At 71.3% G+C, this 17,732-nt stretch carries 19 protein-coding genes; 12 read left to right on the top strand and 7 right to left on the bottom strand.

Annotation, left to right across the window (positions count from 1 at the left end; genetic code table 11):
• Positions 1-2 precede the first annotated feature (2 nt).
• From ACZ4TG_RS29805 to ACZ4TG_RS29795, 3 genes are all read left to right on the top strand, one after another.
• On the top strand, positions 3-122 hold the full coding sequence (locus tag ACZ4TG_RS29805; RefSeq protein WP_468168377.1) for an SGM_5486 family transporter-associated protein: 120 nt from the start codon (positions 3-5) through the stop codon (positions 120-122).
• 157 nt (positions 123-279) lie between these two features.
• Positions 280-507 carry a hypothetical protein gene (locus tag ACZ4TG_RS29800; protein WP_468168374.1) on the top strand — a complete coding sequence of 76 codons (228 nt, stop codon included), beginning with the start codon at positions 280-282 and terminating at the stop codon, positions 505-507.
• An 82-nt stretch (positions 508-589) separates the two neighbouring features.
• The gene (locus ACZ4TG_RS29795; RefSeq protein WP_468168371.1) at positions 590-1,108 is read left to right on the top strand and encodes a SixA phosphatase family protein; all 519 of its coding nucleotides are present in this window, start codon (positions 590-592) and stop codon (positions 1,106-1,108) included.
• A gap of 114 nt (positions 1,109-1,222) precedes the next feature.
• Here ACZ4TG_RS29795 and serB read toward each other — a convergent pair whose 3' ends face one another.
• Both serB and ACZ4TG_RS29785 read right to left on the bottom strand, forming a co-directional pair.
• The gene (serB, locus tag ACZ4TG_RS29790) at positions 1,223-2,422 is read right to left on the bottom strand and encodes a phosphoserine phosphatase SerB (RefSeq protein ID WP_468168368.1); all 1,200 of its coding nucleotides are present in this window, start codon (positions 2,420-2,422) and stop codon (positions 1,223-1,225) included.
• 70 nt (positions 2,423-2,492) lie between these two features.
• A complete protein-coding gene (locus ACZ4TG_RS29785) occupies positions 2,493-4,049 on the bottom strand; it encodes a streptophobe family protein (protein ID WP_468168365.1) in 1,557 nt (518 codons plus the stop codon).
• A 215-nt stretch (positions 4,050-4,264) separates the two neighbouring features.
• On the opposite strand from ACZ4TG_RS29785, the gene ACZ4TG_RS29780 reads away from it, so the two are divergent.
• Entirely contained in the window at positions 4,265-6,793 is a 2,529-nt protein-coding gene (locus tag ACZ4TG_RS29780) for an ABC transporter ATP-binding protein/permease (RefSeq protein ID WP_468168362.1), read from the top strand.
• 96 nt (positions 6,794-6,889) lie between these two features.
• On the opposite strand, the gene ACZ4TG_RS29775 is transcribed toward ACZ4TG_RS29780, so the two are convergent.
• Complete coding sequence (locus ACZ4TG_RS29775) at positions 6,890-7,579, bottom strand: transglycosylase SLT domain-containing protein (RefSeq protein WP_468168359.1); 690 nt, start codon at positions 7,577-7,579, stop codon at positions 6,890-6,892.
• 472 nt (positions 7,580-8,051) lie between these two features.
• On the opposite strand from ACZ4TG_RS29775, the gene ACZ4TG_RS29770 reads away from it, so the two are divergent.
• From ACZ4TG_RS29770 to ACZ4TG_RS29760, 3 genes are all read left to right on the top strand, one after another.
• Complete coding sequence (locus ACZ4TG_RS29770; protein ID WP_468168356.1) at positions 8,052-9,194, top strand: GAF domain-containing sensor histidine kinase; 1,143 nt, start codon at positions 8,052-8,054, stop codon at positions 9,192-9,194.
• Positions 9,187-9,846: a response regulator gene (locus tag ACZ4TG_RS29765; protein WP_468168353.1), complete on the top strand. Its 660-nt coding sequence runs from the start codon at positions 9,187-9,189 to the stop codon at positions 9,844-9,846. Before ACZ4TG_RS29770 ends, ACZ4TG_RS29765 begins: the two co-directional genes overlap by 8 nt.
• Positions 9,847-9,966: 120 nt before the next feature.
• The gene (locus ACZ4TG_RS29760) at positions 9,967-10,212 is read left to right on the top strand and encodes a chaplin (protein ID WP_468168350.1); all 246 of its coding nucleotides are present in this window, start codon (positions 9,967-9,969) and stop codon (positions 10,210-10,212) included.
• Between the two features lie 156 nt (positions 10,213-10,368).
• Here ACZ4TG_RS29760 and ACZ4TG_RS29755 read toward each other — a convergent pair whose 3' ends face one another.
• Positions 10,369-11,151, bottom strand: coding sequence for a hypothetical protein (locus ACZ4TG_RS29755; RefSeq protein WP_468168347.1), 783 nt, complete (start codon positions 11,149-11,151; stop codon positions 10,369-10,371).
• A 136-nt stretch (positions 11,152-11,287) separates the two neighbouring features.
• Between ACZ4TG_RS29755 and ACZ4TG_RS29750 the strand changes: the two genes are divergently transcribed.
• The 4 genes from ACZ4TG_RS29750 to ACZ4TG_RS29735 all read left to right on the top strand — a co-directional run bounded on the left by ACZ4TG_RS29750 (position 11,288) and on the right by ACZ4TG_RS29735 (position 14,507).
• Positions 11,288-12,082 carry an ABC transporter ATP-binding protein gene (locus ACZ4TG_RS29750; RefSeq protein WP_468168344.1) on the top strand — a complete coding sequence of 265 codons (795 nt, stop codon included), beginning with the start codon at positions 11,288-11,290 and terminating at the stop codon, positions 12,080-12,082.
• Positions 12,083-12,136: 54 nt separating this feature from the next.
• Positions 12,137-12,568, top strand: coding sequence for an NfeD family protein (locus ACZ4TG_RS29745; protein WP_468168341.1), 432 nt, complete (start codon positions 12,137-12,139; stop codon positions 12,566-12,568).
• Positions 12,569-12,653: 85 nt separating this feature from the next.
• Positions 12,654-13,631: an SPFH domain-containing protein gene (locus ACZ4TG_RS29740; protein ID WP_468168338.1), complete on the top strand. Its 978-nt coding sequence runs from the start codon at positions 12,654-12,656 to the stop codon at positions 13,629-13,631.
• A gap of 105 nt (positions 13,632-13,736) precedes the next feature.
• Positions 13,737-14,507, top strand: a complete 771-nt coding sequence (locus tag ACZ4TG_RS29735; protein ID WP_468168876.1) for a sulfite exporter TauE/SafE family protein — start codon at positions 13,737-13,739, stop codon at positions 14,505-14,507.
• 49 nt (positions 14,508-14,556) lie between these two features.
• Here the strand turns inward: ACZ4TG_RS29735 and ACZ4TG_RS29730 are convergent, their stop codons facing one another.
• From ACZ4TG_RS29730 to ACZ4TG_RS29720, 3 genes are all read right to left on the bottom strand, one after another.
• Positions 14,557-15,060, bottom strand: coding sequence for an HNH endonuclease (locus ACZ4TG_RS29730; RefSeq protein WP_468168335.1), 504 nt, complete (start codon positions 15,058-15,060; stop codon positions 14,557-14,559).
• Between the two features lie 149 nt (positions 15,061-15,209).
• The gene (locus tag ACZ4TG_RS29725) at positions 15,210-15,743 is read right to left on the bottom strand and encodes a YbhB/YbcL family Raf kinase inhibitor-like protein (RefSeq protein ID WP_468168332.1); all 534 of its coding nucleotides are present in this window, start codon (positions 15,741-15,743) and stop codon (positions 15,210-15,212) included.
• Positions 15,744-15,795: 52 nt separating this feature from the next.
• Complete coding sequence (locus ACZ4TG_RS29720) at positions 15,796-16,578, bottom strand: sporulation protein (protein ID WP_468168329.1); 783 nt, start codon at positions 16,576-16,578, stop codon at positions 15,796-15,798.
• Between the two features lie 96 nt (positions 16,579-16,674).
• Here ACZ4TG_RS29720 and ACZ4TG_RS29715 point away from each other — a divergent pair, with 96 nt between their 5' ends.
• On the top strand, positions 16,675-17,316 hold the full coding sequence (locus ACZ4TG_RS29715) for a DNA-3-methyladenine glycosylase (protein WP_468168326.1): 642 nt from the start codon (positions 16,675-16,677) through the stop codon (positions 17,314-17,316).
• Positions 17,317-17,732 lie beyond the last annotated feature (416 nt).

The following is a 17,732-nucleotide window of genomic DNA, read 5'->3' as shown; positions in this document are numbered from 1 at the left end:
GCATGTCGCCCGTACTCGAACCGAACCCCCAGCACGGCCGCCGGAAGCTCGGCCTCGTGCTCGGCGCGATGCTGGTCATCTCCGTGATCATTTCCGTCATCGCGACGATCGCCTCCCCCTGAAAGCAGCTCCGACGGGCGTTGGTGGGGATAACCCCACCAACCCCTAGGGGGCCAGGATCAGGGTCGACTGGGGTGCGCCCCGGATGGGAACCGCCGCTTCGGATCCATAGATTCGAAGCAGCGAGCCAGTCCCACCCGCACACCACCGGAGGCCGCCGTGTCAGCCCCCACGCACACCCCGCCCCTCGCCGCCCCGCCCGGCCGCCGCACCACCGCCGGCACCGGCCCCGACGCCCGGCTGCACTGGTGGGCGCTGGCCCTGCCCGCGCTCGCCTTCGGCCTCCTGCTGCTGCTCCTCGCCGGCTCCGGCCAGGCCCACGCCGCCCCCGGCGAAGCCTCCTCGCTCATCCAGGTCACCGAGCAGCTGCTGCGCGCCGTCGGCTGACCCCCGTGCGCGCTCCACGCCCCGGGCGCGGACCCCTCAACCCCCTGCGCCCCGTGGCTCGTTTCATGCGAAGCTGGGAGCCATGAGCGCCGACACACCCCGCAGGATCGTCCTCCTCCGGCACGCCAAGGCCGAATGGTCGGACGGGACAGACCACGAACGGCCGCTGGCTGAACGCGGCCGTCACGACGCCCCGGCCGCCGGGCGCAAACTGGCCCAGACGGGCATCACCTTCGACCTGGCCCTCTGCTCCACCGCGGCCCGCACCCGCGAGACCTGGAAGCTCGCCGTCCAGGAACTGCCGCACCGCCCGAAGACCACGTACGAGGAGCGCCTGTACGAGGCCTCGCTGGGCGAGCTCATCGCCCTGCTGAACGAGACCTCCGACGAGGTGGCCGACCTCCTCGTCGTCGGCCACAACCCGGGCATGCACGCCCTCGCGGACGCCCTCTCCGGCAGCACCCGGGAAGACCTGCTCCCGCGCATGCACCGCAGCGGCTTCCCCACCTCGGCGCTGGCCGTCGTCTCCTTCACCGGCTCCTGGAAGTCCGTGGAACACGGCGTGGGCACCCTGGTGGACTTCTGGACCCCGCACGGCTGACCGGCACAGCCGGCCCCGCACGCCTCGTTCCGTACGTGCGAACGGGACCCGGCACCGTGCAGGTGCCGGGTCCCGTCGTGTCGTCCCGCGGACGAAGCGCCCTGCGTACGGGAACTACGCCAGGTCGGCGGCCTCGACCTCTTCCCGGGTGATGCCCAGCAGGTACAGCACCGCGTCCAGGAAGGGCACGTTCACCGCCGTGTGCGCGGCCTCGCGGACCACCGGCTTGGCGTTGAAGGCCACCCCGAGGCCGGCCGCGTTCAGCATGTCCAGGTCGTTCGCCCCGTCACCGATCGCCACCGTCTGGGCCAGCGGCACACCGGCCTCCGCGGCGAACCGGCGCAGCAGCCGGGCCTTGCCCGCCCGGTCGACGATCTCGCCGACGACCCGGCCGGTCAGCTTCCCGTCGACGATCTCCAGGGTGTTGGCGGCGGCGAAGTCCAGCCCCAGCCGCTCCTGAAGGTCGTCGGTCACCTGGGTGAACCCGCCCGACACCACACCGACCTGGTAGCCCAGCCGCTTCAGCGTGCGGATCAGGGTCCGGGCGCCGGAGGTCAGCCGCACCTCGGCGCGGACCTTGTCCACCACCGAGGCGTCCAGCCCCGCCAGCAGCGCGACCCGCGCGTGCAGCGACTGCTCGAAGTCCAGCTCCCCGCGCATGGCCTGCTCGGTCACCGCGGCCACCTCGGCCTCGCAGCCCGCATGGGCGGCGAAGAGCTCGATGACCTCGTCCTGGATCAGGGTCGAGTCCACGTCCATGATCACCAGGCGCTGGGCCCGGCGGTGCAGACCGGCCGAGACCACGGCCACGTCGACCCCGATCCGGGCGGAGGCCGTGGCCAGCGCGGTGCGCAGCGGCTCCGTCTCGACGCCCGACACGGCGAACTCCACCGCTGTCACCGGGTACTTGGCGAGGCGGAAGATGCGGTCGATATTGCCGCCGGTCGCGGTGATCCGCGCCGCTATGGCCGCCGTGGACTCGGCGGTGAGCGGGTGCCCGAGCACCGTGACGTGGGAGCGGCCACTGCCGCGCGGCCGGTTGTCGCCGGTGCCGGAGAGGATCTCGGCCTGCATCTTCAGCGACTCGGCCCAGCTGTGGACGGTGGCCCGCAGCTCGCCCTCGGTGCTGTCGGCCGGCTGGGTGACGAGGGCGCACAGGACGATGCGGCCACGGGTGACGACCTGCTCGATGTCGACGACGTCGACGGAGTAGGCGGCGAGGGTGTCGAACAGCCCGGCGGTGATCCCGGGACGGTCCTTGCCGAAGATCTTGACGAGGAGGGTGGGGACGTCGGAGGTCTGCGAAGCGCTCATGGTGCCCTCACCGTATCTTCCCAGCTCCCCGCGCAGGACCCCCGTCCCACCCAGCGGTCGCGATTGCCGCTCAGTCCGGGGGGCCGGGCGGTGGCGGAGGGGTGAAAGGTGGCGGTCCGGGCGGTGGCGGAGGGGTGAAGGGCTCCCGCCGCGGCCGCCCGGGAGGCTTCGGCGGCCGCGGCGGGAGGCCCGTGACCGTCACGTCCCACGCCACGTCCGGGTACCGGTACGTCTCCTCCCGGCCCGGCGCCCGCGCCCGGCCGGGCACCGGCCCGTCCGGCTCCGCCGGCCGCTGCGGCTCGGGCCACGCCCGCCCCGCGGACCCGGCCGCCCCGGCGGGCAGCGGCGGCCGGCGCCGCCGGACCAGCAGCGCGCCCGCCCCGCCCGCCACCGCCCCCCACCCGGCCCCGAGCAGCAGCCCGTACGCCGCGTCGCCCCGCAGCTCCACCCCCGCGTCCAGCACGTCCACCCCCAGCACCGCCAGCGAGGCGTCGGCCGACAGCCCGGTCAGCCACACCAGCACCGCCAGCGCCACCCCGGTCACCGCCGACAGCCGCACCGCGCACCCCGCGATCCCGCGCCCGGGGGTCCGTACGGCCGCCAGCATCCCCGCGTAGAGCAGCAGCAGCCCGGCCCCCGCCACCAGCAGCCAGACCCGCCCGTCGTACTCCGCGAGCCGGGACACGCTCACCGGCTCCCGCCCCGGGACCCGCAGCAGCTCGCCCAGCGGATCCGGCAGCAGCCGGGCCGGCTCGCCGGTGGCCCGCCCGCGCAGCGGCACGAACAGCCCCAGCAGCAGCCCCGTCCAGGTCCCGTTCGGCGCCCCGAGCAGCGCGGCCCCCGCCACCCGGCGCGGATGCCCGTCACCCGACGCCGCCCACACCGCCGCGGCCGCCCCCGCGGCCACCGCCACCAGCAGCATCGCCACCACCGCCGACACCGCGGGCCGCCACCGCGCGCACACCGCCGGCCCGCGCCGCGAAGCCAGCAGCGCCACCGCCAGCACCCCGAGCACCCACACCCCGGCGCCCAGCAGCGTCGGGGCGAGGTCCACCGAGAACCCCACCCGGGTCCGCGTCTCGACCAGGTCACCGATCCGCTCCCCGAGCCGGTCGGCGAGCCCGTCCGGGAGCAGCCCGCCGATGTCCCCGACGCCGGGCACCACCACCCGCGCGGGGGCCTTCGGCAGCGGCAGCCGCGCCCCGTCGAGGGTGACCACGTCGTGCCCCGCCCAGGCCGGCAGGCCCGCCGTGGCGAGGAACAGCGCCACCACCACCGCCACCCGCGCGAGGAGCTCCCCGCCCGGCGCCCCGGCCCTGACCGAGCGCAGGAACACGTACGCCAGGACCAGCGCCCCGGCCAGCCCCACCCCCAAGGGCGCGACGTCGAGCGAGGCTTGCGCCCCGGCGCCGCCCACCCCGAAGACCGAGACGTCACCCGAGGGGGTCACCGAGCCGCCCACCGCCAGTACCACCACGGCCGCGGTCATCGCGCCCAGCGACCCGCCGGCCGCGTCGGCGCCGAGCAGGTGCAGTCCGAGCGCGGCCACCGCCGTCATCACGATCAGGGACCAGCCCACGGCGGCGATCCCGGACGACAACACGTCTCCCCAACGAATGCGGCGCATGCGCGACCCCCGGTCGGTGTGCGGACGGCTGGGCGAGAAGTCCCGTATCTCACTCTCCGGGTGACTTTCGACCCCGTCAACGGCCGGTCGTAGACACCCCGGCGAGGCCCCGATTCCACATGTGGCCGTGGGCCTGAAATAGTTCCCCCGGATGTTCGCCATCCCTAGACTCCCTGACGTCAGGGGGATTCTCGGGGGACTTAAGTGGGGCTGGAGTGCCGGAACTCGTACTGGAATTGAATGGAAGGACCTGGACGCTCGATCCGTCCAGGTCGTACTCGCTGGGGCGCGATCCCCAGGGAGATGTGGTGATCGATGACGCGCGGGTGTCGTGGCGGCACGCCACCATCAGCTGGAACGGCCGTGGTTGGGGCATCGAGGACCACGGCAGCACCAACGGCACCTACGTGCACGGGGCTCGGGTCCAGCAGACCGAGCTCGTGCCCGGCACGCCGGTCCACCTCGGCAACGGCACCGACGGCCCACGGCTGAATCTGAGTGCCGCCGCCGCACCGCAGCCCGCGGCCCACCAGGCTCCGGCGTACCAGGGCCAGGCGCCCGCGTACGAGGCTCCGGTCCAGCATCAGCAGCCGCAGCAGCAGGCCTGGCAGCAGCAGCCTCACCAGGTTCAGCAGCCGCAGCAGGCCCAGCAGCCCCAGCCGCACTTCCCGCAGCAGCAGGGCGGAGGTGTGGGCGGCGGCCCCGCGCAGGGCGCGGCCCCGGCCTACGGCGACCGCAGCCCGACGACCTTCCACCAGATCGCGGTCGGCCGCGTCATGCGCATCGGCCGTGCCCTGGAGAACGAGCTCGTCGTCTCGGACCTCCAGGTCTCGCGGCACCACGCGGAGTTCCGCTCCACCGGCGGCCGCTTCGAGATCCACGACCTCGGCAGCCACAACGGCACCTACGTCAACGGTCAGCCGCTGCCCAAGTCCGGCACCACGCTGCTCGGCCCGAACGACATCGTGGGCGTCGGCCACTCGACGTTCCGGATCGTCGGCGACCGCCTCGAGGAGTTCGTCGACACCGGTGACGTCTCTTTCTCGGCCCGCCACCTCACGGTCACGGTCGACGGCGGCAAGCAGATCCTCAAGGACGTCACCTTCGGCGTCCCGGAGAAGTCGCTGATCGGTGTCATCGGCCCCTCCGGCTCCGGCAAGTCCACCCTGCTCAAGGCGCTGACCGGCTACCGGCCCGCCGACCAGGGCGACGTGCTCTACGACAACCGCAACCTGTACAAGCAGTTCGCGGAGCTCCGCCAGCGCATCGGCCTGGTCCCGCAGGACGACATCCTGCACAAGGAGCTGAAGGTCAGCACCGCGCTCAAGTACGCGGCCAAGCTCCGCTTCCCGGGCGACACCGCCGAGTCCGAGCGCGCTGCCCGCATCGACGAGGTGCTGCGCGAGCTCAAGCTCGACATCCACAAGGACAAGAAGATCACCTCGCTCTCGGGTGGTCAGCGCAAGCGCGTGTCCGTGGCCCTGGAGCTGCTCACCAAGCCCTCGCTGATCTTCCTGGACGAGCCGACCTCCGGCCTCGACCCGGGCATGGACCGCGACGTCATGCAGCTGCTGCGCGGCCTCGCCGACGACGGCCGCACGGTCCTCGTCGTCACCCACTCGGTGGCCGAGCTGGCCATCTGCGACAAGCTGCTGGTCATGGCCCCGGGCGGTTCGGTCGCCTACTTCGGCCCGCCGGACGAGGCGCTGAACTTCTTCGGCTACACCACCTGGGCCGACGTGTTCTCCGCCTTCGAGAACTACCGCGACTACGACTGGGCCGGCCGCTGGAAGGGCTCGCAGCACTACCAGCTGTACGCCGCGGACATCGACGCGGTCGCCCCGCAGTCCGTCGCGATGCCGTCGCCGCAGCAGATGAACCCGCCGAAGCCGCAGGGCTGGGGCTCGCAGCTGTGGACCCTCATCCGCCGCTACGTGTCGGTGATCGCGTCCGACAAGGGCTTCATCGGTCTGATGCTCATCCTGCCGGCGGTCCTGGGCGTGGTCTCCACGGTGATCCCCGCGACCTTCGGCCTCGCGCCCCCGAAGCCCCCGTCGAACTTCAACGGCGACGCGGGCACGATCATGCTGATCCTCGCGGTCGGCATGTGCTTCTCGGGCGCGGCGAACTCGGTCCGAGAGCTGATCAAGGAACGCGTCATCTACGAGCGCGAGCGCGCCACCGGCCTGTCCCGGTCGGCGTACCTCATGTCCAAGATCATCGTCCTCGGCGTCATCACGGCCATCCAGGGCGTGGTCATCTGCGCGATCGGCTTCTTCCCGCGCGACCTGCCCGCCGAGGGCCTGCTGATGCCGCCGGCCGTCGAGCTCTGCCTGTCGGTCATCGCGCTCGGCTTCACCTCGATGATGTTCGGCCTCGTGATCTCCTCGCTGGTGAAGACCGCCGAGAAGACCATGCCGCTGCTGGTCATGTTCGCGATCGTCCAGGTCGTCTTCACCGGCATCCTGTTCAAGGTCTACGACTCCCTCGGCCTGGAGCAGGTCGCCTGGCTGATGCCGTCCCGCTGGGCCATCGCCGCCGCCGGCACCACGCTGAACCTCGGCAAGCTGATGCCGCCGTGGGACCGCGACAACCCGACGAACACCGACCCCCTCTGGGAGTCGACCGTCGGCCAGTGGACCCTGGACATCACCATCCTGCTGCTGATCGGCATCGCCTGCGGCTTCCTGGTACAGCGCCTGCTGCGCCGCCACGAGCCGGAGGTCATGCGCGCCGGCAAGTAGCCGGGCCGACCGCCGTACGCACGAAACGCCTCAGGGCGGCACCCGGAAGTCCGGGGGCCGCCCTGAGGCGCATGGGGGGTCTGGTGCGTCAGTGGCCTAGTAGGCGCTGTTGACGTTGTCCATCGAGCCGTAGCGGTCGGCCGCGTAGTTGCAGGCGGCGACGATGTTTGCGACCGGGTCGTACTGGTCGAACTTGGTGCCCTTGACGTGGTACGTCTTGAAGGTCGGGGCGATGACCTGGAGCAGGCCCTTGCTGGGGATGCCGTTCTGGGCGTTGATGTCCCAGTTGTTGATCGCCAGCGGGTTGCCGCTCGACTCACGCATGATGTTGCGGTGGATGCCGGCGTAGGTGCCGGGGATGCCCTCGCGCTTCATGATGAAGAGGGCTTCCTTGATCCAGCCGTCGAGGTTGTTCGCGAAGACCGGGGCGCGGGTCGCGGAGCGGCTCGCCGCCGCCTTCGCCTCGCGCGCCTTCTTGGCCTCGGCCTCGGCCTTGGCCTTGGCGGCCTTGGCCTTCTCGTCGGCCGCGGCGTCCTTGGCCTTCTTGACGGCGATGACCTGCTGCGTGCCGAGGTGCGCCTGCACCGTCTTCGTCTGGGCGCCGTTCACGACCTTCGTCCACGCCACGGGGGCGGCGGAGATGGTCGTCTCGCTCTGCTCGGCGGCGTTGGCCGGGACGAGAGAGAAGACGAGTGCGGCGGCGCCGAAGCTGGCGATGCCGGCGAAGGAGAGCTTCTGGGCCTTGGTCAGACGACGACTGTGGCCGGGGGTGCTGGTCTCGGTCATGCGTGTGCAACCTCTTCGAATAGCGGGAGCCGCAGGAAAGCGCCGCGATGATCCGGGATCTGCGGCGCTGTGCGACGTCGTCATTCTTAGCGGTGGCAAAAACGCCTGGCAAAGGTGTGACGTACGATGCTGCTTAGTGGATCAGCACCCCCGGCCCGGACTCGATCTGGGGCCGCGGCTCTACGCGCAGCAGCGCTGACAGCGTCTTTATCTGTCCACTAGGGAACTTCGTAAGTGATCTGGGTCCTATGTGCGGGCTCACATCGGCCACGTAACAGTCTCACCCAGAGTTGCATCAGCAATGCAATGTGTGACGTTTCTCCGCCTTGAGGACCACAAACCCCTCCCCGGCCGTCATCCAGAAGGCAGAGCCCCCGCCCGCCGGCCCCCTCCCTCAGCCGTATGCCCCGGACCCCCGGTCCTACGCCCAAGGACCGATCCCGCAGGTCAGAGCCGCCGGTACGGTGAGGCCATGCACAACGGACCCTGTACGGGACTGGCCGCCGTCAGCACCGCGCTGCTGGCCATGAGCCGCCGCCTGGAGGTCCACGACGTCCTGCGCACGATCGTCGCCTCGGCCCGCGAGCTCCTGGACGCCGAGTACGCGGCCCTGGGCGTCCCGGACGACCACGGGGGCTTCGCCCAGTTCGTCGTCGACGGCATCACCGAGGAGCAGTGGCGCCGCATCGGCCCCCTGCCCCGCCAGCACGGCATCCTCGCCGCGATGCTCCACCAGGACGGCCCCGAGCGGCTGGCCGACGTACGCCAGGACCCGCGCTTCGGCGGCTGGCCCGCGGCCCACCCCGAGATGTCCGACTTCCTCGGCATGCCCATCAGGGACGGCGAGGAGACCCTGGGCGCCCTCTTCCTCGCCAACAAGCGCAGCACCCCGGGCGGCCGGCAGGCCTTCACCGACGAGGACGAGGAGCTCCTGTCCCTCCTCGCCCAGCACGCGGCGATCGCGCTGACCAACGCCCGCCTCTACGAGCGCAGCCGCGAGCTGACCATCGCCGAGGAGCGCTCCCGCCTGGCCCACGAGCTGCACGACGCCGTCAGCCAGAAGCTGTTCTCGCTCCGCCTCACCGCCCAGGCCGCCACCGCGCTCGTCGACCGCGACCCGGCCCGGGCCAAGGGCGAGCTCCAGCAGGTCGCCGCCCTCGCCGCCGAAGCCGCCGACGAGCTGCGCGCGGCCGTGACCGAGCTCCGCCCGGCCGCCCTGGACGAGGACGGCCTGGTGGCGACCCTGCGCAACCACGTCCGCGTACTGGACCGCGCCCACACCGCGCAGGTCACCTTCACCTGTGACGGCGTACGGGCCCTCCCCGCGACCCAGGAGGAAGCCCTCCTCCGGGTCGCCCAGGAGGCCCTCCACAACGCCCTGCGCCACTCGGGCGCGGACACGGTCGAGGTCACCCTGGCCCGCCGCGGCACCGGCGCGCTGCTGTCCGTACGGGACGACGGCAAGGGCTTCTCCCCTCCCACCGTCCGCCTGGCGGGGCGCCACCTCGGCCTGGTCTCCATGCGGGACCGGGCGAGCGGCGTCGGAGGCCGGCTCGAAGTGCGCTCGCGGCCGGGCAGGGGCACCACGATCGAGATGGAGGTCCCAGGTGGCTGACACACCCGGCCGGATCCGCGTACTGCTGGTCGACGACCACCAGGTGGTCCGGCGCGGCCTGCGCACCTTCCTCGAGGTCCAGGAGGACATCGAGGTGGTCGGTGAGGCCTCGGACGGCGACGAGGGCACCGCCCGCGCCGAGGAGCTGCGGCCCGACGTGATCCTGATGGACGTCAAGATGCCGGGCACCGACGGCATCGAGGCCCTGCGGCGGCTGCGCGAGCTGGCGAACCCGGCGCGCGTGCTGATCGTCACCAGCTTCACCGAACAGCGGACCGTGGTCCCCGCGCTGCGGGCCGGCGCGGCCGGATACGTCTACAAGGACATCGACCCCGACGCCCTGGCCGGAGCCATCCGCTCCGTCCACGCGGGCCACGTCCTCCTCCAGCCGGAGGTGGCCCGCGCCCTGCTCGCCCAGGAGGACCAGGGCCCGTCGGCGGGCCGGCCCGGCGCGCTGACCGACCGCGAACGGGAGGTCCTCTCCTACATCGCGGACGGCCGGTCCAACCGCGAGATCGCCCGCGCGCTGGTCCTGTCCGAGAAGACCGTCAAGACGCACGTGTCGAACATCCTGATGAAACTGGACCTGTCCGACCGCACCCAGGCGGCGTTGTGGGCGGTCAGGCACGGAATCGTGGACATCGGCAGCTGATCCGAGATTCATACGGTCGGGTGTATGTAGCCCACATGGCGTATCCCGATCGCCCGGCGGCCGTTCTCCATGACGTGCCGCGGCGGCTGGCCGCGGCAGACGTACTGGAGGACGAAGAACGTGAAGAACATCAAGAAGGCCGCAGCCGTCACCATGATCGCGGGCGGCCTCCTCGCCGCCGGCGCGGGTGTCTCCTCGGCGCACGGCGGTGCGTCCGCGGAGGGCGAGGCCCAGAACTCGCCCGGCGTGGCCTCGGGGAACCTGCTCCAGGTGCCCGTGCACGTCCCGGTGAACGCGGTCGGCAACTCCGTCTCCGTGATCGGCCTGCTGAACAGCGCCTTCGGCAACACGGGCGTCAACGCCTGACGCACCCCGCCCGGCCTCCGAGCCCCGGCCCCGCTTCCCCACCTCTCCCCGGGAAGCGGGGCCGCTCCACGTCCCGGCCCGCCCGGGCGGGTCACAGCCGCCCGCGAGCACTCCCCGCCCGGCCCCGGCCCCGCCCGCCGGTACCCGAGGCCCGGGTCAGTCCCGCTCCCGCTCCTCGACGGCCGCGTTGTACGCCGCGACCAGCGCACGGCGGGCCACCCGCTCCACCGGCCGCAGGGCCTCGCCCCGCGCCGCCATCTCCGAGGCGGCCACCGCACCCCCGTGCCCGTTCTCGTACGCCAGCGACACCATCAGGTCCACCCGCTGCGCCAGCGCCAGCACCCGCACCGCCCGCGCCGGATACCCCGGAGCCAGCGCGTCCCGCCCCGCCTCCGACCGGGCCCGGTACGCCGACAGCGCGGCCTCCGCCACCGGCCCCGACCCCGCCACGTCCAGCCGGGTCAGCACCGTCGTGGCCTCGCGCAGCGCCTCGGCCAGCTCCCGCTCCGCCTCGCCGAGCGACGGCACGTCCGCCGGCGGGGCCTCCCGTACCGGCAGCACGTGCCACACCACCTCCACGTGGACGTCCCCCGCGGGCCCGGCCTCGGTCACCTCCGGCACCAGCCCCAGCGCGGCCCCGACCGCGATGACGGCCTCCTCCGCCTCCAGCGCCCGCGCGTTGAACTCCGGCGGCCCGCTCAGCCCCAGCGGATGCCCCGGCGCCGGCAGCGCGATCCGCAGCCCGGACACCCCCATCGCGCGCATCCGCCCGAGAGCGAGCGTGAGCCCCACCGGGCCCGCTTCCCCCGGCAGGCCCGCCACCCGGTGCACGGCGTCCTCGCCCACGATCGACAACACGGCCTCGTCGGGCGAGACCAGACCGGCCAGCAGTGCGTTCCCCCAGGCGGCCAGCCGCCCTGAACGTGGTTCGAAAAGCATCCCCCTACTTTACGGATCGGGCCGGGGGACCGGCCTGGCGCCCGGACCCCGTCCCCAGTGGCGTAGGTTTTCCCCTTGGGGCTGCGCCTACCGGTGCACAGACGATCCGAAGACTGCAAGGGGTGACAACACGCTCATGAGCGATGTTCTGGAGCTGGTGGACGTATCCGTGGTCCGCGAGGGCCGGGCGCTGGTGGACCAGGTCTCCTGGTCGGTGAAGGAGGGGGAGCGCTGGGTGATCCTCGGCCCCAACGGCGCCGGGAAGACCACCCTGCTCAATGTCGCCTCCAGCTACCTCTTCCCCACCAAGGGCGAGGCCACCATCCTCGGCAGCACCCTCGGCAAGGTGAACGTCTTCGACCTGCGCCCCCGCATCGGCGTCGCCGGCATCGCGATGGCCGACAAGCTGCCCAAGCGGCAGACCGTCCTGGAGACCGTCCTCACCGCCGCCTACGGCATGACCGCCACCTGGCAGGAGGAGTACGAGGACGTCGACGAGCAGCGCGCCCGCGCGTTCCTCGACCGCCTCGGCATGACGGACTACCTCGACCGGAAGTTCGGCACCCTCTCCGAGGGCGAGCGCAAGCGCACCCTGATCGCCCGCGCCCTGATGACCGACCCCGAGCTGCTGCTGCTCGACGAGCCCGCCGCCGGTCTCGACCTCGGTGGCCGCGAGGACCTCGTACGCCGCCTCGGCCGGCTCGCCCGCGACCCGCTCGCACCCTCCATGATCATGGTCACGCACCACGTCGAGGAGATCGCCCCCGGCTTCACGCACGTCCTGATGATCCGCCAGGGCAAGGTCGTCACCGCGGGCCCCATCGACCTGGAGCTCACCTCGCGCAACCTCTCGCTCTGCTTCGGCCTCCCGCTGGTCGTCGAGCGCAACGAGAACGACCGCTGGACCGCCCAGGGCCTGCCGCTGCGCTAGCGGGCGGCCCCCGCACCCTGTCCCGACCGCGCCCCGCAGACCTACCATGACCATGTGACCAACATCGACGCATGGGTGTGGTGGCTCATCGGCGCGGTCGGACTGGGCATCCCCCTCGTCCTGACCGCGATGCCCGAGTTCGGCATGTTCGCCGTCGGAGCGGTCGCGGCCGCCGGCACGGCGGCCATCGGCGGGGGAGTGGTGGCGCAGGTCCTGGTCTTCGTGATCGTGTCCGTCGCGCTCATCGCCGTGGTCCGGCCGATCGCCAACCGGCACCGCGACCAGCGGCCCCAACACCGCAGCGGCATCGAGGCGTTGAAGGGCAGAACCGCCGTCGTTCTCGAACGCGTCGACGGCAGTGGCGGCCGCATCAAGCTCGCAGGCGAGATCTGGTCCGCCCGTACCCTCGACTCGGACAGCAGTTTCGAACCCGGCCAGTCCGTCGACGTCGTGGACATCGACGGGGCTACCGCGGTCGTCATGTGAGCAAGCAGCCGACTCGCGGCCCCCGGGTCTGCGAGACTCCGATCAACGGGGCAGCACAGACAGCCGGAAGGGCACGGGGAGCCGCATGCAACCGATCATCATCGTTCTGATCATTCTGGTGGTTCTGGTCTTCATCGCACTGGTCAAGACGATCCAGGTGATCCCGCAGGCCAGCGCAGCCATCGTCGAGCGATTCGGCCGCTACACCCGCACCCTCAACGCGGGTCTGAACATCGTCGTCCCGTTCATCGACTCGATCCGCAACCGGATCGACCTCCGCGAACAGGTCGTCCCCTTCCCGCCGCAGCCGGTCATCACCCAGGACAACCTGGTCGTCAACATCGACACCGTCATCTACTACCAGGTGACCGACGCCCGGGCCGCGACGTACGAAGTGGCCAGCTACATCCAGGCCATCGAGCAGCTCACCGTCACCACCCTCCGCAACATCATCGGCGGCATGGACCTGGAGCGGACCCTCACCTCCCGCGAGGAGATCAACGCCGCGCTGCGCGGGGTCCTCGACGAGGCCACCGGCAAGTGGGGCATCCGCGTCAACCGCGTCGAGCTCAAGGCCATCGAGCCGCCGACCTCCATCCAGGACTCGATGGAGAAGCAGATGCGCGCCGACCGCGACAAGCGCGCCGCGATCCTCCAGGCCGAAGGTGTCCGGCAGTCAGAGATCCTGCGCGCCGAGGGCGAGAAGCAGTCCTCGATCCTGCGCGCCGAAGGTGACGCCAAGGCCGCCGCCCTGCGCGCCGAGGGTGAAGCACAGGCCATCCGTACGGTCTTCGAGTCCATCCACGCCGGCGACGCCGACCAGAAGCTCCTCGCCTACCAGTACCTCCAGATGCTCCCGAAGATCGCCGAAGGCGACGCCAACAAGCTCTGGATCGTGCCCAGCGAGATCGGCGACGCCCTCAAGGGCCTCTCCGGAGCCATGGGCAACTTCGGCCCCATGGGCGGCGGTTCGGGCTTCAACCCGCAGAACTCCGGCAAGGACGGCGGGAACCCGGGCGACAAGGCGGCCGCGGACCGCCGCGAACAGCCCCCCATCGACTGACCCTCCGGCCCCCTCCTGCATGATCAGTGAGGCCCCTCGACCTTCACGGCGGGGAGGCGACTCACTCATGTAAAGGGGATGGCTCAGTCCATGTCTCTGCTCTCGATGTCCCCCTGGGAATCCCTCGCGGTCTTCGCGGCCGGTATCGGCGCCGGCACCATCAACACCATCGTCGGGTCCGGCACCCTCATCACCTTCCCGGTGCTGCTCGCCACCGGCCTGCCGCCCGTCACCGCCAACGTGTCCAACACCCTCGGCCTGGTGCCCGGTTCCATCAGCGGCGCCATCGGCTACCGCAAGGAGCTCCAGGGCCAGCGCGCCCGCATCATGCGGCTCGGCGCCGTCTCCCTCGTCGGCGGGCTGGCGGGCGCGATCCTGCTCCTCACCCTGCCGTCCGACTCCTTCGACACGATCGTGCCCGTCCTGATCGGACTGGCCCTCGTGCTCGTCGTCCTCCAGCCCCGGCTCGCCGCCGCCCTCCGCAAGCGCCAGGAGGCCGCCGGCGGCGACACCGCCCACCCCGACGGCGGCCCCGCCCTGCTCTGCGGAATGCTGCTCTCCAGCGCGTACGGAGGCTACTTCGGCGCCGCCCAGGGCGTGCTCTACCTCGGCCTCATGGGCCTGCTGCTCCGCGAGGACCTGCAACGGATCAACGCCGTCAAGAACGTCATCGCCGCCCTCGTCAACGGCATCGCCGCCGTGTTCTTCCTCTTCGTCGCCGAGTTCGACTGGACGGCCGTGGTCCTCATCGCCGTCGGCTCCACCATCGGCGGCCAGATCGGCGCCAAGGTCGGCCGCCGCCTGCCGCCGACCGTCCTGCGCGCGCTCATCGTGGTGGTCGGCATCCTCGCGATCGTCCAGCTGCTGCTCCGCTGAGCGACGTACCGGAGATACGTCGCCCAGCGCGGCCGGACAGCAACAGGTACTAGGCCGAGCGCTCCAGCCACTCGGGCAGCGCCGACCGGCTGCCCGCCCCCAGCGCCAGCAGCATCGCGTCCGCCGGCGAGGGCACGAAGGGCTTCCGGAGGAGCGGCATCCCCGCCTCCTCCGGAGTCCGGGCCGCCTTGCGGTGGTTGTCCTCGGCGCAGGAGGCCACCGTGTTCAGCCAGGTGTCCCCGCCCCCCTGAGCCCGCGGCAGGACGTGGTCCACGGTCGTCGCGCGCTTCCCGCAGTACGCGCACCGGTGCTGGTCCCGGGCCAGCACCCCCCTCCGCGACCAGGGAGCATGTCTTCGGAAGGGCACCCGTACGTACCTGCAGAGCCTGATCACCCGGGGCATCGGAAGCTCCATCGTGGCCGCGCGCACACGCAGCTCGGGATGCGACTGTTCGACGACGGCCTTGTCCTGGAGCACCAGGACCACAGCCCGGTTCAACGTCACCGTCGACAGCGGCTCGAAGCTCGCATTCAGCACCAGCGTGTCCCGCATCTCGCCCACCTCCCGTGTGCAGGCCCGCGACCACACCGGCGGCAAGGCCCGCAACCACTCTGGCCGCGCACGCCACGCGGGACAACGCAATAAAAATGCCCGGTCCTGGCCGTCTTTAGACCAGGACCGGGCAAACAGCGGGATAACGATCAGCCGACAGGAGCCTCGTACTCACCGATCAGCTGCGCGCGGCCCAGCGTGTGGAAACGCAGGTTGAACCCGACGGCCGCCGGCGAGGCGTCCGCACCCGGTCCGAGCTTCTCCTGGTCCACCGCGTACACGGTGAACACGTACCGGTGCCGCTCCCCGGCCGGCGGAGCCGCACCGCCGAAGTCCTGCGTGCCGTAGTCGTTCCGTACGTGCACGGCCCCGGCGGGCAGCCCCTCGAACCCGCCGCTGCCCGCACCCGCCGGCAGCTCGGTGACCGATACCGGCAGATCGAACAGCACCCAGTGCCAGAACCCGCTGCCCGTCGGCGCGTCCGGGTCGAAGCACGTCACGGCGAAGCTCTTCGTCCCCTCGGGGAACCCCTCCCACCGCAGCTGCGGGGAGACGTTTCCGCCCGACAGGACCTGCGCGTCACCCAGATCCGCCCCGGGCGCCAGATCCGCACTCACCACGGAGAAGGAACGCACCTCCGGGTGGAAATCGTGCGGAAGAGGTGCCCTGCTCTGCTCGGCCACTGCTGAACCTCCTGATCGCGAAACGAGTACCGGTCCCGAGCCTAGGCGGACCCTAGAACCAGTTGCGCTGCGAACCGACGGAGGCGATCCACTGGTTCAGGTACGCCGCCCAGTCGGTCCCCTGGTACGACTGGAGCCCCACCTGGAAGCAGCGGTAGGTGTCGCTGCCCTCGGAGAACAGGCCCGGCTTCTTGTCCATCTCCAGGACGACGTCCATCTCACGGCCGTCCGAGACGAAGGTCAGCTCGACCTGGTTCAGCCCCCGGTACTGCGACGGCGGCAGGAACTCGATCTCCTGGTAGAAGGGCAGCGTCTGCCGCGTCCCCCGGATGTGCCCGCGCTCCATGTCCGCCGAGCGGAACGTGAAGCCGAGCTGCCGGAAGGCATCCAGAATCGCCTGCTGCGCCGGCACCGGGTGCACGTTGATCGGGTCCAGATCGCCCGCGTCCACCGCGCGCGCGATCTCCAGCTCCGTGCTGACCCCGATGTTCATCCCGTGCAGGTGCTGGCCCCCGAAGTGGGTGATCGGCGTCTCCGCCGGGATCTCCAGCCCGAACGGCACCACGTGCAGCGCGCCGGCCGCCACCTGGAAGGCACCGCCCAGGCGCTGCTTGGTGAAGACGACGTCCTGCTTGTACTCCTGGTCGCCGCCCTCCACCTCCACCCGCGCCTGGAGACCGACGGACAGCCCCTCGATCTGCTGCTCCACGGACCCGCCCTGGATCCGGACCTCACCCTGGACGATGCCGCCCGGAACGACGTTCGGCTCCGTGATGACCGTGTCGACCGAAGCGCCACCTGCACCCAGGCTCGCGAACAGCTTCCTGAACCCCATGCTCTGACTCCCCTTGAAGGCTCTAGCGATTACCTCTACAAACGCGGAACCTTAGGCCCCGGTTGCAGGTGTACGTGTTCCACTACGCTCAACCGGATGAGCGCGCGCCCCGACCGTACGCCCCTGGCCCGGTCCTTCTTCGACCGCCCGGTCCTCACCGTGGCCCCCGACCTGCTGGGCCGCACCCTGGTCCGCAGTACACCGGACGGCCCCCTGGAGCTGCGCATCACCGAGGTGGAGGCGTACGAGGGGGAGGCGGACCCGGGCTCTCACGCCTACCGCGGCCGCACCGCGCGCAACGCGTCGATGTTCGGGCCGCCCGGACACGCGTACGTCTACTTCATCTACGGGATGTGGTTCAGCCTCAACGTGGTGTGCGGCCCGCCCGGCCACGCGAGCGGGGTCCTGCTGCGCGCCGGCGAGGTGACGGTGGGCGCCGAGCTGGCCCGCAAACGTCGGCTTTCGGCCAGAAGCGACCGAGAACTGGCCAAAGGCCCGGCCCGCCTGGCCACGGCCATGGCGGTGGACCGCTCCCTTGACGGCACCGACCTGTGCGGAGGCCCCGATACCCCCCTGTCCCTCCTCACGGGCACCCCCACCTCGCCCGACCTGGTGGGCAACGGCCCCCGCACGGGAGTGGGCGGCGCCGGCGCGGCCCACCCGTACCGCTACTGGATCACCGACGACCCGACGGTCAGCCCGTACCGGGCCCACGCGCCACGCCGCCGCTCAACTTGACTCGCCCCTGGCGGACGCCTAACGTAGCCCGAGCCGCTTGAACGGGGCGCTGCCTTAGCAGACCCCCAGAGCGGCCAAACCATCACCTACGATTTACCCCTGGCGGGGTCGAATTCGGCGTGCCCGAATTCGAATCCGACGGCCCGATTATGAGCCCCAAGGGAAAAGCGCTAACGTGGTGGAGCGCCGAAAGGCACAGACCCCCAACGGTCACTGAATTCAAATCCAAGCCGACTGCGACTTTCGAGAAGCAGGGCGCGGAAATGATCTGGTAGAGTTGGAAACGAAGAACGAAGCCCGGAGGAAAGCCCGAGAGGGTCGGTACAAAGGAAGCGTCCGTTCCTTGAGAACTCAACAGCGTGCCAAAAATCAACGCCAGAAGTTGATACCCCGTCCACTCCGGTGGATGAGGTTCC

The sequence above is a fragment of the Streptomyces sp. NPDC028314 genome, assembly GCF_055565795.1.
Note: the sequence above shows the minus strand (reverse complement) of the source record. Positions and strands in the feature narration are given on the sequence as shown.